Genomic DNA, 13501 nt, shown 5'->3' on the forward strand with positions numbered 1-13501 from the left:
CGACCTCCACCCGGCGGCAGGCCCGCCGGGCACGGGCGGCACTTACGGTGGAGGCATGGAATTCCGCAGACCTCGCGGGCGGGCGGCGGCCGGTGCGGGCGCCGCCCTCGCCGTGCTCGCCGGCGCCGGCGTCTGGACCGCCGCCGGCGCCCGTGGCACCCCCGCGGTGCACCAGGAGGACCGGGTCATGGAGATGCCCGGCGCGAAGATCGACACCTCGTTCTTCACCTCGGGCGGCGCCGGTGACAGGCGCCCCGCGATCCTCCTCGGCCACGGCTTCGGCGGCAGCAAGGACGATGTGCGCGCCCAGGCCCGCGACCTCGCCCGCTCCGGCTTCGCCGTGCTGACCTGGTCCGCCCGCGGCTTCGGCGCCTCGACCGGCCAGATCGGGCTGAACGACCCGGCGTACGAGGTCAAGGACGTCTCCCGGCTGATCGACTGGCTGGCGAAGCGGCCCGAGGTGAAGCTGGACGCGGCGGGCGACCCGCGCGTCGGCGTCACCGGCGCCTCCTACGGGGGCGCGATCTCGCTGCTGGCCGCCGGGTACGACAAGCGGGTCGACGCCATCGCCCCGCAGATCACCTACTGGAACCTGGCCGACGCGCTCTTCCCCGACGGGGTGTTCAAGAAGCTGTGGGCCGGGATCTTCTTCTCCACCGGCGGCGGCTGCGGGACGTTCGAGAAGCAGCTGTGCGACATGTACCAGCGGGTCGCGGTCAGCGGGAAGCCCGACGCGCAGGCCCGCGACCTGCTGGCGGCCCGCTCCCCGTCCGCCGTCGGCGACCGCATCAAGGTGCCCGCGCTGATCGTCCAGGGCCAGAGCGACTCGCTCTTCCCGCTCGGCCAGGCCGACGCCATGGCCCGGCGGATCAAGGCCAACGGGGCGCCGGTCGCGGTCGACTGGATCGCGGGCGGCCACGACGGCGGCGACCGCGAGTCGGGCCGCGTCGACGCCCGGATCACCTCCTGGTTCGACCGCTACCTCAAGGGCGACGAGGGCGCCTCCACCGGCCCCGCCTTCCGGGTCACCCGCACCGGCGGCATCAGCTCCACCGACGGCGCCGCCCAGCTGCGCGGCGCCACCGGCGGCAGCTATCCGGGCCTGGCGAGCGGCCCGCGCGAAGTGGCGCTCACCGGCCGCGAGCAGACCTTCGAGAACCCGGCGGGCGCCGCCCCGCCCGCCATCTCGGCGGTGCCCGGCGTCGGCGGCGGCCTCGCGGGCCTGTCCTCGCTGGGCGTGGGCGGCCTCTCCCTCGACTTCCCCGGGCAGTACGCGCGGTTCGACTCGGCCCCGCTGCGCCCGGGCCTGCGCATCACCGGCTCGCCCACGGTCCGCCTCAAGGTGCGCTCCAGCGGCGACGACGCGGTGCTCTTCGGCAAGGTGTACGACGTGGGGCCCGGCGGCAAGCAGCAGGTGCTCCCCGCCCAGCTGGTCGCCCCCGTACGGGTGACGGGCGCCAAGGAGGGCGCCACGGTCGAGCTGACCCTGCCCGCCGTCGACCACAACGTGGAGGCGGGCCACCGGCTGCGCCTGGTGGTCGCGGCCACCGACCTCGGCTACGCCTCCCCGGCCGAGCCCGGCACGTACACGGTCTCGCTGGACGGCGGCGGCCTGACCGTGCCCACCGCGCCCGGGGTGCGGACCGAGCCCGCCGGGGTGCCCTGGTGGGCGTGGGGGCTGCCGCTGGGCGGCGCGGTGATCGCGCTCGGCCTGCTGGCCACCCGCCGCACCTCGGCCCCCGCCCCCGACCCGGAGCTGGCCGAAGTGCCGCTCCAGATCACCGACCTGGCCAAGAAGTACGCCAGGTCCTCCGACCGGTACGCGGTGCGCGACCTCTCCTTCCGGGTGGAGAAGGGGCAGGTGCTCGGTCTGCTCGGGCCCAACGGCGCGGGCAAGACCACCACCCTGCGGATGCTGATGGGCCTGATCCGCCCCGACGGCGGCGAGATCCGCGTCTTCGGCCACGCCATCCGGCCCGGCGCCCCGGTGCTGTCCCGGGTGGGCGCGTTCGTCGAGGGCGCGGGCTTCCTGCCGCACCTGTCGGGCCGCGCCAACCTGGAGCTGTACTGGCAGGCCACCGGCCGCCCCGCCGAGGACTCGCACATGGACGAGGCGCTGGAGATCGCGGGCCTGGGCGACGCGCTCGCGCGGGCGGTGCGCACCTACTCGCAGGGCATGCGCCAGCGCCTGGCCATCGCCCAGGCCATGCTCGGCCTGCCGGACCTGCTGATCCTCGACGAGCCGACCAACGGTCTGGACCCGCCGCAGATCCGCGAGATGCGGGACGTGATGATCCGGTACGCCCAGGGCGGCCGTACCGTCATCGTCTCCAGCCACCTCCTGTCCGAGGTGGAGCAGTCCTGCACCCATCTGGTGGTCATGGACCGGGGCCGTCTCGTCCAGGCCGGTCCGGTCGCCGAGATCACCGGCGGGAGCGACACGCTCCTGGTCACCGTGGCGGGCCCGGTCACCGAGGTGCTGGCCGACAAGGTGGCCGCGCTGCCCGGCATCGGCGCGGCCACCCCCACCGACGAGGGCATGCTGGTGCGCCTCGACGGTGCCACCGCGACCGGGCTGATCACCGAACTGGTCCGGCTGGACGTGCCGGTGACGGGCGTGGGCCCGCACCGCCGACTGGAGGACGCGTTCCTCACCCTGATCGGAGGTACGGCATGACGGCGCCGACACGGGCCGCGGACGCGGCGGGGCCGGAGCTGCGGGCGACCGCCCCCGGCTACCGGCCGGGCCGCACCCTGCCGCTGCGGGTGGAGGCGGCGCGCCAGCTGCGCCGCCGGCGCACGATGGTGATGGGCGGGCTGCTGGCGGCCCTGCCGTTCATCCTGGTCACGGCGTTCGCGATCGGCGGCACCCCGTCGGGCCGGGACGGCCGGATCACCCTGATCGACACGGCGACGGCGTCCGGGGCCAACTTCGCGGCGACCGCCCTGTTCGTCTCGGCGGGCTTCCTCCTGGTGGTGCCGGTCGCCCTGTTCTGCGGCGACACGGTCGCCTCGGAGGCCAGCTGGTCCTCGCTGCGCTATCTGCTGGCCGCGCCGGTGCCCCGGGCCAGGCTGCTGTGGAGCAAGCTGGCGGTGGCGCTGGGGCTGAGCGCGGCGGCGATCGTGCTGCTGCCGCTGGTGGCGCTGGCGGTCGGCACGGCCGCGTACGGCTGGGGCCCGCTGGAGATCCCCACCGGCGGCTCGCTCGGATCGGGCGAGGCGGTGCCGCGCCTGGCGATCGCCGTGGCGTTCGTCTTCGTCTCCCAACTGGTCACCGCGGGGCTCGCGTTCTGGCTCTCCACCCGGACGGACGCGCCGCTGGGCGCGGTCGGCGGCGCGGTGGGCCTGACGATCGTCGGCAACGTCCTGGACGCGATCACGGCGCTGGGCGACTGGCGCAAGGCGCTGCCCGCGCACTGGCAGTTCGCCTGGGCCGACGCGCTCCAGCCGCATCTGGAGTGGAGCGGGATGGCCCAGGGCGCGGGGGTGTCGGTGGGGTACGCGCTGGTGCTGACCGCCCTGGCGTTCCGGGGGTTCGAGAAGAAGGACATCGTGTCCTAGGGACACGCGCCCCGGGAGGGCGCCGGGACACGCGCGAGGCCCGGTGGGCCGCCCTGGTCGGGGGCGGCCCACCGGGCCTTCGCCGCTCGCGGCGCGGTCGTCAGACCGCGGCGGCCACGTCCGCGTACAGGAACTCCTGGAGCAGGACGGTCAGCTCGTCCGCCTTCTCGAAGAGGGCGAAGTGGCCGGCGTCGAGCTCGGCGTAGGTGCTGCCCGCGATGGCCCGGTGCAGCTGCTTGGAGTGCTCGACCGGGACGACACGGTCCTGGGTGGCGCCGATGACCAGCGTGGGGGCGGTGATCTGCGGCAGCAGGGCGGTGATGTCGGCCTGGAGGTTGAGCGCGATCTGGCGGCCGATGCCGGCCGGGATGCCGCCCGCGAGCAGGCCCTCGACGCCCTCGACGCCGAAGGCGTTGATCTGGGTGTCGGTCCAGCCGTGCAGCTGGAGGAAGCGGCCGAAGGCGTCGTGGTCGAGCTTGTCGAGCCGGGCCCACAGGTCGAAGAAGAGGCGCTGGCGCTCGTCCAGGGCCGACCAGCCGGTCAGCAGCACCAGCCGGCGGACCAGCTCGGGGTGCTTGGCGGCGAGCGCGGCCGAGTTGAGCGCGCCGAGCGACCAGCCCACCAGGTCGACCGGGCCGGTGCCGGCGTCGCGGATGGCGGCGGCGACCTGCTCGACGACGAGGTCGACGGTGAGCGGCTCGCCGCTGTCCTTGGTCTGTCCGCTGCCGGAGTAGTTGGGCGTGATGACCGTGCGCTTGTCGCTGAACTTCTCCACGAGGTGCGCGAAGCCCTCGGCGGCGCCGCCGGTGCCGTGCAGCAGGACGAGGCCGGGGCCTTCGCCGGTGACGAAGTACTCGACCTCGGAGCTGGAAGTCTTGACGGTGGGCATGGGGGCTCCTCTGGGGACGTTCCCTGGTGCGGGATGGATCTCGTGAACGGGCGCGGCCCGGGGGCCGTAAGGCGCTTGCGCGGCAATTTACATGCCATCCCATTGCATGCGCAAGCATGGAAGATTATTCCCGTCGGGATGGGCCCGGTACGGTCCCGACGGCCAGGACGTTGCCCTCGCTGATGTAGCCGTCGGGGTCGTCCAGCGGATGGTCCGGGCCGTCCGGGTCGAGGAAGCGCCGCCACTCCCCGCTCAGCCCCAACCGCCCCGCCTGCTCGGCCAGCCGGGCGCAGGAGAGCCCGTAGAACTCGCGCGCGGAGCCGGACAGCGGCGCGTAGTGCTCGATCACCATCGTCTGCTGCCGCACCTCGGCGAGCCCGGCCGCGCGCAGCCACCGGTACAGCTCGCGCGAGCGGGTCAGCTGGCGGGCGTAGCCCGGCACCTGCCCGGCGGCGCGGAAGAAGTCCGCGAAGAGGTACGGGTCGGCCGGCCGGGCGGTGATCAGATGCGCGTCGAGCTCCTTGACCGCCACGACCCCGCCGGGCCGCACCACCCGGCGCAACTCCGCGAGCGCCCGCCCCAGTTGGCCGTCGTCGAGGTACTGCACGGTGTTGGCGCACCACACCGCGTCGAAGGAGTCGTCCGGGTACGGCAGCCGCAGCAGATCGCCCTGGCGGACGTCGACCGGGCAGGGCGAGCGCCAGGCGGCCACCCGGGCGGCGGCCAGGGCCGCGTTCTCCTCGGCCAGGTCGACCGCCGACACCCGGCCCTCCGGGCCGACCAGTTCGGCCAGCCACGGCAGGAACTCGCCGGGCCCGCAGCCCGCGTCCAGCACCCGCCAGCCGCGCTGGATCCCGGCCCGCTCCAGCAGCTCCTGGTACGGCTCGGCGCAGGCGCGGAAGTGCGCGTCGACGATGGTGTGATGGGTGAAGCCGAGCCCCGTGGAGGCGGTGAACCCCCAGGTGCGGTGGTCCTTCGCGGACGCCTCGGCGAGGGGCGCGGCGGGTGCCTGGGTCAGCATGCGGATGATCCGATCTCGTCGAGGAGGCCGAGGACGGCCCCGGTCACCAGTTCCGGTGTCTCCAGCGGCTGGAGATGGCCCGCGCCCGGGACCGTGACCAGCCGCCCGTGGCGCAGCAGGGCCGCCGTCTCGCGCGACTCCGCCGCCCCGACCAGCGCGTCCTCCTCGCCCGCCAGCACCACCGCGGGCAGCTCGGTGGCCAGCAGCGTGCCGGTGGAGTCGGGGCGCGCGGCCACCGCCCGCTGCGCCCAGGCCAGCGCCGCCGGGTCGGCCCGGCGCGCGTCGGCCAGCAGCCGGGCGACGACGTCGGGGCGCCGGGCGTGGGTGGTGGGGCCGGTCAGCAGCGCGGTCGTCCGGGTGATGAGCGCGTCCCGTACCGCCTCGTCGCCCAGCGCGTGCGCGAACCGGAGCCGCTGGGCGCGGGCTTCGGCGGTGTCGGCGGTGGCCCGGGCGGACAGCAGGGCGAGGCCCGCCGCGCGCCCGGGATGGCGGCGCAGGAACGCCATCGCGGTGTAGGCGCCCATGGACGAGCCCACCAGCAGCATGCGCCCGATGCCCCGGGCGTCCAGCTCCCGGGCCACGTCGTCGGCCACCACGTCCAGCGAGGGCGGCTCGTCCCCGAGCGCCGTGGAGCCGAAGCCGCGCTGGTCGGGGGCGAGCACGGGGTGGCCCAGCGCCCGCAGCGCGCGGGCCTGCGCCTCCCACATCGAGGAGTCCAGGGACAGCGCGTGCAGCAGGACGACCGGCAGCGGGTCCGCGCTCACCGCGACGCCTCCCGCTCGGCCGCCGCGATGAACTCGGCCACGTGCGCCGGGAGTTCCACGCGGCGCCGCCAGGCCAGCGCGACCGGGGCGGGCGGCAGGTCGTGGACCGGGACGATCCGGATCCCCGGCGGTGCGACGTCGGCGAGCGAGACCAGGGACAGGTGCACCGCGCCCGCCGCCACCAGCTCCATCATGTGCGCCACGTCGGTGGCCCGGTGGCGGCGGCGCAGCGGGCGCCCGCCCGGGGTGTACGGCGGGACGACCTCGTCCCACACGTATCCCGGCAGGGCGCCGGGACAGTGGAAGGTGTCGTGGTCGGCCAGCTCCTCGACGGAGACCGAGGCGCGGTCCGCCAGCGGGTGGGCGGCGCCCAGGACGGCGGCGCGCGCGTCGGTGGTGAGCACCCGGCTGCAGGCCAGCTCGGGCTCGCGCAGCGAGAACTTGACGACGATCACGTCGAGTTCGCCCGCCAGGACGCCCCGGAACGGGTCGTTGATGTCGTACTGGCTCGTGCGCACGGCGGCCCGGCCGGGCCCCGCGAGCGCGGCGATGCGCCCGGCGACCTCCACGGAGCCGTGGTAGCCGAGCCGGACGACGGGGGCGGCGTCCGGGGCGGGGGCGGCCGGCGTCGGTTCAGGGGTGGTCAAGGGGGACCTCCAGGGTCAGTCCGGCGACGGCGCGCAGCCTGCCGGGGAGCGTGGGTTCGGTGGTGGCGCGCAGCGCGGCGAAGCCGTGGGCGAGGCCGGACAGGCGGGGCACCCGGCGCAGGGTCAGCCGGTCGCCGGGCCCGACGAGCCCGTCCAGGACCGCCTCCGCGAGCAGGTGGTTGAGGTGGACCAGGACGTCCTGGACGCGGCAGTCCGCCACGGCGACGTGCACTTCCCGGTGGACGGGCGGCCGGGGCGGCGGACCCGGGCCCGCCGGGACCGTGAGGACGACGGCCGGTCCCAGGGGCAGCGGGAGCGGGCCGCTGAACAGCTTCAGGAGCCTGCGCAGCGCGGCCGAGTCCGCCGCCGGGCCCGGCGCGGTCCAGGCCGCCGAGCCGTCCGCGTCGGCGTGGGCGAAGGAAAAGCGCCCCCGCAGATTGTCCGGGTTGCCCGCGAGGAAGACCGTACGGGTGAAGGAGCGCCGCCAGCCCGCCGCCGCCGACGGGTCGAGGCCGAGGGCGAACTCGCAGGTGGCGCGGGCCCAGGAGACGAGGTCGAAGCGCCCGATCACCACGGCCGCCACATACCCGTCGGCGGGGTCCGCCGCCCCGAGCTCGTCCTGGACGGCGAGCAGCCCCCGGGCCGAGCCGAGGTCGTACCGCCCGGCCAGGTCGGGCCGCGCGGCCCGGATCCGGTCGGCCGTCGCCGCCCGCAGCCGCTCCTGGACCGACGGCCCGCCCGGGGCCGGTGGTGGTTGCGTGATCACAGGTACACCGCCGAGAGCAGGTCGTGGGCGGGCGCGGGGGCGCGCCGGCCGAGCAGACTGGAGGTCAGCCGGTAGGGGTCCACGTGCAGCTGGTCCCGCCGGTGGCGACCGACCCGTTCGGCCAGTGCGTCCGCCGGTTCGTGGGCCGTGCCCGCCCCGGCGGCGTCCAGCATTCGCACGGCCCGCTTGAGGCACTGTCGCAGCAGGGTGGAGTCGAACGACTCCCGCTGGCCGGGGCCGAGCACGGCGACGAAGTACAGCCGCATCCCGAGGCGCACCGCGGGCTCGTCGAACTCGGCGCGGGCCTTGGCGAGCAGCGCGCCCGCGTGCAGCCCGTCCCAGCCGCCGTGCCGCGCCGAGCGGACGCGCCCCGCCACGGGCACCCGCCCGACCGGGGCCCGGCGCACGGCCGGGCCCAGCTCGCCGAGCACCCGCGCCAGGAGCTGGTGGTCCGGGTCGAGCTCGCGGTCGTACAGGAGCACCACCTCGTCGAAGTCCGGTGCCAGGGGAAGGAGTTCGCGCAGGGCGCAGGCCAGGTAGTTGGGGCGGCCGTCGGCCGTGACGATCTGGCGCAGCGGCAGCCCGAACCGGGTCGCGTCGAGGTGGACCGGACCGCCGACCGGGCGCTGGTCCACACACATCCGCAGCTCCTCCAGACGGGCGATGGCCCCGTCCAGGCCGAGTCCCGGCGGCCGGTGGCCCAGCAGGCCCGTGCCGTCCAGGCCCAGGGCGGCGTAGTGCCCGGACCACAGCCGCAGCACCCGCTCGCCCGCGGGGTGGACCCAGCCGTGCTCGACGGCGTCGGCGTAGGGCCGCAGCGCCGCCGCCGGGGTGTGCCGCTCCTCGGCCCGGAAGGCCATGTACAGCTCCCCGACCTCCTCCTCGGTGCACTCCCCGTACGAGCGGTCGCCCTCGGTGCGGTCCAGGAACTCCCAGAAGCCCAGGGTCTGTTCGGTCGGGTGGTACGTGGTCTGGGCGGCGCGGTGGGTGACCTCGGCGAGCTGCCCGGTGGCCCGGCGCATCACGTCCGTCCACAGCAGGCCCTTGAGGTGGCTCGGGGTGAGCGGCTTGGACGGGGTCACCGCGATGGGCGCGAGCAGCACCCGCCCGCGCGGGGCGGCGGACGCCCGCCCGCGCGGGCGCTCCAGGGGCAGGGCGGTCACCGCGGCACCCCTTCCGCCTCGGCGACCAGCCGCACCAGCGCGCGCCGCTCCGGACCGGCCGGGGGCACGGGCGCGGACGCGGCCCGCTCCACCCCGGCCAGGAACGCCGGGTCCGCGGCCAGTTCGCCGGGGGTGGTGAGGCCCATCAGCATGCGGGTCAGGCCGCGCCAGACGGCGGGGTCGCGGCGGGCGGCGGACGCCACGGCCGCCCCGGGCGCCGGGGAGGCGTCGGCGCCGGTGTCGATCCGGCGGCGCCAGCGGGCGATCCGCTCGCGGTCGGCCTGCGCCGACTGCTCGTACCAGGGCAGGAGCAGCTCCTCGGCGGCCCGCGCCGCCGCCCGGCTCTGGGCGGTGCCCGCCACCGGGTGCGCGGTGAGGACGTCGGCGAGCCGGAAGGCGTGTGCGAACGCCAGCGACATCCCGCGCCCGAAGAGCGGATTGGTGACGCAGGCCGCGTCCCCGAGCGGGAACAGCCCCGGCACCGGGCGCTGGCGCGAAGTGGCCGTGCCGCGCAGCGCGTTGGACGGACTGGTGATGGCGTGCACCGCCGAGACCGGCTCGCTCACGCCCTCGGCCAGCCAGGGCGCCAGACCCGGGACGGCGCGCGCCATGGCGGTGAAGCCGGCCGGGGTGAGCAGCCCGTGCAGCGCCCGGTCGCCGGGCAGGGTGGCCAGGGCCACGGAGAACGTGCCGTTGTCCCCGGGGTGCAGCACCCCGGCGCAGTGGTCGAAGATGTCGCCCGCCGCGTTGCCCCGGTTCAGGGGGCCGGGGCGGGCGCTCCCGGTCAGCCGGTAGAAGCGGGTGTAGCCGCTCAGACCGGACGGGGCGACGAGGTCCTCGGCGACCGGCACCCCGGCCGCGCGCAGCCAGCCGCGCGCGGCGGCCCGGCGGCCGGTGGCGTCGACCACCAGGGCGGTGGGGACGCGCGCGCCGTCGTCGGTGCGCACGGCCCGCACCCGTCCGTCGTCGGGGTCGAGCTCCAGCGCGGCCACCGCCCGCCCGTGCCGCACGGTGACCCCGGGCAGCGCCGACACCAGCCGGTGCAGGACGAGTTCGAGGGTGGCGCGGCGGCAGCCGAGCGCCACCAGCTCGGCGTCGGCGCTCTCGCGGACGGTGCCGGGCGGGGCGGCGGCGGTCAGGTCGAGCAGCTCCGCCCCGGCCGCCAGCAGCGCCGCCAGGACCTGCGGGGCCCGCTCGCGCAGCACCCGTACGCCCAGCGAGGTGAGGGTGTGGGAGTGGACGCCCTGGGGGACGCCCGGCCGCGTCCACCGCTCGGCCGCCCGTGCCGCCGGGCCGTCGGGCGGTGGTGCGCCGCGCTCCAGGACGAGGACGCGGCGGCCGGTGCCCGCCAGCGCCAGGGCGCCCGCGAGCCCGGCGACGCTGCCGCCCGCGACGACCGCGTCGAAGGGGCCGGGGCCGTCGTTCGTGCCGTACGTGTCGGTGCCGGCCATGTCAGCGCCTTCGCCCGTTGACGAAGAACACCCGGCGCTGGTCGCGCTTGGCGCGCGGCGGCACCGGGTCGGGCCAGCGGCCGAATCCGGCGCCCGGCTCGCCCGGCTGGGGCGCCTGGACCGTGAACCCGTACCGGTCGAAGAGCGCCTCGGGCTCGTCCGTGCCGAACAGCCACGGGCAGCCCCACCCGGCGAACACGTCCAGCAGCGGGCGCATCTGAGGGAGTGTCAGGGCGGCGCTGTTGACGAGGTCGGCGGCGATGCGGCTGCCGGGCGCGGAGATCGCGGCGACGCGTTCCAGGATGCGGTGGGTGTCCTGCTCGGGGATGTAGTAGAGCAGCCCCTCCAGCAGCCAGGTGGAGGGCAGTGAGGGGTCGTACCCGGCCGCGATGAGGTCGTTCTCCCAGTCGGGGGAGGTGAGGTCGACGGCGACCGTGCGGTGGTCGGTACGGGGCTCGACGCCCCCCAGCCGCTCCGCCTTGTACGCGAGGACGGCCGGGCGGTCGACCTCGAACCAGCGGACGTGGCCGGGCCAGTCGAGGCGGTACGCGCGCGAGTCCATCCCGGCGGGCGCCAGCACGATCTGCGTCATCTCCGGGTCCCGGGCGGCCTCCTGGAGGTAGTCGTCGAAGAAGCGGGTGCGGATGGCGTTGTAGTCGGGCGTGCTCGGCACGCTGCGCCGCTCGCCGGGCGGGAACGTGGCGTCGCGCACCTCGGCGAGCAGGGCCGGGCCGATGTCCCCGGCCAGCGCGGCGGCGTACGGGTCGTCGTACAGCCGGTCCCCGCGGGCGGTCTCGGCGGCCCGCAGGGCGGCGGTCAGCAGGGCGGTGCGCTCCACGGCGTCCAGTGCTGCGGTCATGCGGTCGTGCCTCCTTCTTCCGGCGCGCGGCCGGTGAGCTGTTCCCATGCGTGGGGGTCCTGACGGAAGAGCCGGTCCTTGACCTGGGTGGGCCGCACCCCGGCGGCCACGGTGGTCTGCCAGTCGCGCTGGAACGCGTCGGCGGCCAGCCGAAGGGCCGAGGGGGCGCCCAGGCGCCGCTCGGCGCGGGCGCGGCGGTAGCCGGGCGACTCGCGGCCGAGGGCCGTGTCGAGGCGGGCCAGGAAGCGCGCGCTCTCGTCGTCGCTCCAGGGGGTGTGGGGGGCCAGCGCGAACTCGTACGCGGGGGTGCCCGTCGCGTCCGGGCGCACCCGGCAGGCGGCGTTGCGCAGTTCGAGGCCGCCCCCGTCGAGCGCGACGGCCAGCGCGCGCAGCACGTGGGCGTCGCGCAGCCGCTCCCCGGCGGCGTCGGAGAGGGTGCTGCGGCCGGTGTACTCCAGGCGCGGCACCCCGTCCTCGGTGTCCACCGCGCGGACGACGTCGCCGACGGCGTACCGGTAGAGGCCGCCGACGTGGCTGAAGACCACGTGGTAGTCGCGGCCGGGTTCGAGCTCCTCGGGCCGCAGGGTGGCCGTGTCCGGGGCGAGGTCGGCGTCCGCGTCGGCGAACTCGTACACCGACGCCGTCACCACCAGGCTGCCCGCCGACCGGTGCCGGTCCAGGGCCACGCCGACCGGGCCCTCGGAGGCGGCGACGGGCGCGGGCAGCACCGCGACGCCGGGCCCGAACTCCTCGCGCAGCCGGGGCAGGTAGAGCGAGGCGAGACCGGTGGTCCAGCAGAACAGGGCGCGCAGGTGCGGCCAGACGTGGGCGGGCCGGATGGTGGCGTGGCAGCGCGTCAGCTGCTGGAGCTCCAGGGCCCGTCCGGGGTTGGGCAGCAGTCCGGGGCGCCCGTCCAGGGTGCCGTCGCGGATGTCCTTGAGGATCCGGGGCCACCACAGGTTCAGCTGGTACGGGAGCGCGGCGACCATGGCGGGGTTGATGCCGATGACGCAGCGCACGTCGCTCTCCACGGCCATCCGCAGCCGCAGGTACGCCTTGTCCAGGTGCGCGCCCGGGTCCACCGCGACCGGGAGCGCCGCCCAGGGCGCGCCGGTGCCGGGCTCGGCGGAGAGCGGCTCGCCGAACCGGCTGCCGAAGTCGACCTGGCTGGCGCCGACGTGCGGGCGGCCGGAGGCGGTGACCGGGGGAGCGGCGATCGGGTCGTGCTTGAGGTTGAGGACGGCGCCGGGGCGGGCGAGCACCTCGGGGAAGTGCTCGATCAGGGGCGCCCAGGCCGCGTAGTAGAAGGGGAAGAAGGTGGTGCGCATGAACCGCGGGGTGACCGGGATCTTCTTGTGGGCGCCGGTGCTGCCGCTGCTGGTGAAGAAGACCTCGGGCCGGTCGGCGGTCAGTACGTCCGCCTCCCCGGCCGCCGCCCGCTCGATCCAGGGCGCGAGCGCGCGGTAGTCCTGGACGGGGACGGCGGAGCGGAAGTCGTCCAGGGTGCGCACGTGCTTGAAGCCGTGCGCCCGCCCGTAGGCGGTGTCGGCGTTGAACGCCAGCAGGTCTTCGAGGACCCGCCGCTGGTGGCCCGCCGGGTCCGCGAACGCGGCCCGCAGGGCGGCCCGTTCGCCCAGGACCCGCTCCCGGTAGCGCCGGATGCGCTCCGGGTCGGTCCATGCCTCAGCCGAGTTCATGCGCGAGCACCTTTCGTATCGCCGCCGCGGTCCGCTCGCGGCCGGCCCGTTCCTCGATCACGGTCACCGGGAGGTCCTGGATCTCGTCCCGCATGACCTTGCGCAGATCCCCCTGGTACCGCTCGAAGCCGTCGCGGTCCGGCTCGCTGCCGTAGTGCTCCAGGCGGTTGAGGCGGGCGCCGTGCCCGCTGCGCCGCCAGGCGGTCTCCGGGCTCACGTCCAGGTAGATCACCCGCCGGGGCCGGGGGAAGGTGCGCCACCACGCGAACATCGGGTTCTCCGGCACCCCCGCGAGCCGGCACTTGGCCAGCAGCTTGTAGTAGTACGAGTCCACGACCGCGGGCACCTCCGGCTCGGCCAGCAGCTGGTCGCGCAGGTGCAGTACGGCGGTCTGGAGCAGCGCGGCGAAGAAGTCCGGGGACCACTCCTCCTCCCGCCCGGCCACCTCGCGCACCGCCTCCCGGCGAAGCCGCCCGATCAGGGCGTGCCCGGGGGCGAGGAACGCGTCGTCGGCGGAGACCAGCCGGTGGCCGCCGCCTTGGCGCAGGGCGGCCATCGCCGTGGACTTGCCCGCGAGGTCGGGGCCCAGCAGGACGCAGAACGCGGGGGCTTGTTTCGGCACGAGCCATCAACTCCTTCGGGCGGATCGGCAATGAGTCTGACCAAGATTCCTTTCAAAATCA

General features: G+C 76.0%; 12 protein-coding genes. 2 read left to right on the forward strand and 10 right to left on the reverse strand.

The window, feature by feature from the left end:
* Positions 1-55: 55 nt before the first annotated feature.
* Together AB5J87_RS22790 and AB5J87_RS22795 are read left to right on the forward strand one after the other, a co-directional pair.
* Entirely contained in the window at positions 56-2677 is a 2622-nt protein-coding gene (locus AB5J87_RS22790) for an alpha/beta fold hydrolase (protein WP_369378851.1), read from the forward strand.
* Positions 2674-3561, forward strand: a complete 888-nt coding sequence (locus AB5J87_RS22795; protein WP_369378853.1) for an ABC transporter permease — start codon at positions 2674-2676, stop codon at positions 3559-3561. Before AB5J87_RS22790 ends, AB5J87_RS22795 begins: the two co-directional genes overlap by 4 nt.
* A gap of 100 nt (positions 3562-3661) precedes the next feature.
* Here AB5J87_RS22795 and AB5J87_RS22800 read toward each other — a convergent pair whose 3' ends face one another.
* From AB5J87_RS22800 to AB5J87_RS22845, 10 genes are all read right to left on the reverse strand, one after another.
* Positions 3662-4450, reverse strand: coding sequence for an alpha/beta fold hydrolase (locus AB5J87_RS22800; RefSeq protein WP_369378854.1), 789 nt, complete (start codon positions 4448-4450; stop codon positions 3662-3664).
* Positions 4451-4574: 124 nt separating this feature from the next.
* Complete coding sequence (locus AB5J87_RS22805; RefSeq protein WP_369378855.1) at positions 4575-5471, reverse strand: class I SAM-dependent methyltransferase; 897 nt, start codon at positions 5469-5471, stop codon at positions 4575-4577.
* Positions 5465-6235 carry an alpha/beta fold hydrolase gene (locus AB5J87_RS22810; RefSeq protein ID WP_369378857.1) on the reverse strand — a complete coding sequence of 257 codons (771 nt, stop codon included), beginning with the start codon at positions 6233-6235 and terminating at the stop codon, positions 5465-5467. Before AB5J87_RS22810 ends, AB5J87_RS22805 begins: the two co-directional genes overlap by 7 nt.
* Positions 6232-6882, reverse strand: a complete 651-nt coding sequence (locus AB5J87_RS22815) for a LysR substrate-binding domain-containing protein (RefSeq protein ID WP_369378859.1) — start codon at positions 6880-6882, stop codon at positions 6232-6234. Before AB5J87_RS22815 ends, AB5J87_RS22810 begins: the two co-directional genes overlap by 4 nt.
* Positions 6869-7648 carry a DUF6182 family protein gene (locus tag AB5J87_RS22820; RefSeq protein WP_369378861.1) on the reverse strand — a complete coding sequence of 260 codons (780 nt, stop codon included), beginning with the start codon at positions 7646-7648 and terminating at the stop codon, positions 6869-6871. The genes AB5J87_RS22815 and AB5J87_RS22820 overlap by 14 nt, the downstream gene beginning before the upstream one ends.
* Complete coding sequence (locus tag AB5J87_RS22825; RefSeq protein ID WP_369378863.1) at positions 7645-8811, reverse strand: hypothetical protein; 1167 nt, start codon at positions 8809-8811, stop codon at positions 7645-7647. The genes AB5J87_RS22820 and AB5J87_RS22825 overlap by 4 nt, the downstream gene beginning before the upstream one ends.
* Entirely contained in the window at positions 8808-10262 is a 1455-nt protein-coding gene (locus tag AB5J87_RS22830) for an NAD(P)/FAD-dependent oxidoreductase (RefSeq protein ID WP_369378865.1), read from the reverse strand. Before AB5J87_RS22830 ends, AB5J87_RS22825 begins: the two co-directional genes overlap by 4 nt.
* 1 nt (position 10263) lies before the next feature.
* Entirely contained in the window at positions 10264-11121 is an 858-nt protein-coding gene (locus tag AB5J87_RS22835) for a class I SAM-dependent methyltransferase (protein ID WP_369378867.1), read from the reverse strand.
* Entirely contained in the window at positions 11118-12818 is a 1701-nt protein-coding gene (locus tag AB5J87_RS22840; RefSeq protein ID WP_369378869.1) for a GH3 auxin-responsive promoter family protein, read from the reverse strand. The genes AB5J87_RS22835 and AB5J87_RS22840 overlap by 4 nt, the downstream gene beginning before the upstream one ends.
* Entirely contained in the window at positions 12805-13440 is a 636-nt protein-coding gene (locus AB5J87_RS22845) for a dTMP kinase (RefSeq protein WP_369378871.1), read from the reverse strand. Before AB5J87_RS22845 ends, AB5J87_RS22840 begins: the two co-directional genes overlap by 14 nt.
* Positions 13441-13501 lie beyond the last annotated feature (61 nt).

Origin of the sequence: Streptomyces sp. cg36 (assembly GCF_041080675.1) — a bacterium.
GTDB lineage: Bacteria > Actinomycetota > Actinomycetes > Streptomycetales > Streptomycetaceae > Streptomyces.

Excerpts from the sequence above, each read along its gene's own strand:
- AB5J87_RS22805 (WP_369378855.1), bottom strand. The coding sequence starts at position 5,471 with ATGCTGACCCAGGCACCCGCCGCGCCCCTCGCCGAGGCGTCCGCGAAG.
- AB5J87_RS22795 (WP_369378853.1), top strand. The coding sequence starts at position 2,674 with ATGACGGCGCCGACACGGGCCGCGGACGCGGCGGGGCCGGAGCTGCGG.
- AB5J87_RS22840 (WP_369378869.1), bottom strand. The coding sequence starts at position 12,818 with ATGAACTCGGCTGAGGCATGGACCGACCCGGAGCGCATCCGGCGCTAC.
- AB5J87_RS22790 (WP_369378851.1), top strand. The coding sequence starts at position 56 with ATGGAATTCCGCAGACCTCGCGGGCGGGCGGCGGCCGGTGCGGGCGCC.
- AB5J87_RS22835 (WP_369378867.1), bottom strand. The coding sequence starts at position 11,121 with ATGACCGCAGCACTGGACGCCGTGGAGCGCACCGCCCTGCTGACCGCC.
- AB5J87_RS22830 (WP_369378865.1), bottom strand. The coding sequence starts at position 10,262 with ATGGCCGGCACCGACACGTACGGCACGAACGACGGCCCCGGCCCCTTC.
- AB5J87_RS22800 (WP_369378854.1), bottom strand. The coding sequence starts at position 4,450 with ATGCCCACCGTCAAGACTTCCAGCTCCGAGGTCGAGTACTTCGTCACC.